We start from the raw sequence: 518 nt of genomic DNA, 5'->3' as shown, positions 1-518 counted from the left end.
TCCGGGGAACAACAGACTTGGCAACGCGTCTGTTTGGGGCCCCCAGCCGATAGGTTAGCCCCAACCGCTGGAGGAAAACTCGCAAAATCTATTGCGATGATCGGACAACGACAGGCATAATTTCCTGGATAGTTTGGACGGACCCAACTGCGATGGAAAAACTTCGAAAAGCAGATCAGATCTTGCCTAGCCGGGCAGCTGGCTACATCCGCGGTGAGATCACCGCAACTCCATTGGAGCTTGTGAAAGAAATTAGGAGGGGACTATTTAACCGCTTGCGGCATAGACAGATCAGTGACCGCGCTTACGAGCTCTGGGAGCAAGGCGGCCGGCCTATGACGGGGCGCGACCTAGATTTTTGGCTGGCGGCAGAGCGAGAGATCGATGCGCGATAGCCAAAGCTAGATACTCGAAACCCATACTCCACCCGCCAGCGCGCCACGCCCGTGCGTTGGTGCGCCTCCGCGGGCCCGGAAGTTCGGTCTCAGAAAGGGCTGCTCAGAAGGCGCGGCAGGACC

The 518-nt window shown here is 57.9% G+C and carries 1 protein-coding gene; it reads left to right on the top strand.

Going from position 1 to position 518, the window contains the following annotated elements:
* Positions 1-152: 152 nt before the first annotated feature.
* Positions 153-395 carry a DUF2934 domain-containing protein gene (locus AC5ZFO_RS48230; protein ID WP_354268484.1) on the top strand — a complete coding sequence of 81 codons (243 nt, stop codon included), beginning with the start codon at positions 153-155 and terminating at the stop codon, positions 393-395.
* Positions 396-518: the final 123 nt, after the last annotated feature.

Source organism: Bradyrhizobium sp. Unk1, from assembly GCF_059512345.1.
This window is presented reverse-complemented; position numbering and strand designations above follow the sequence as displayed.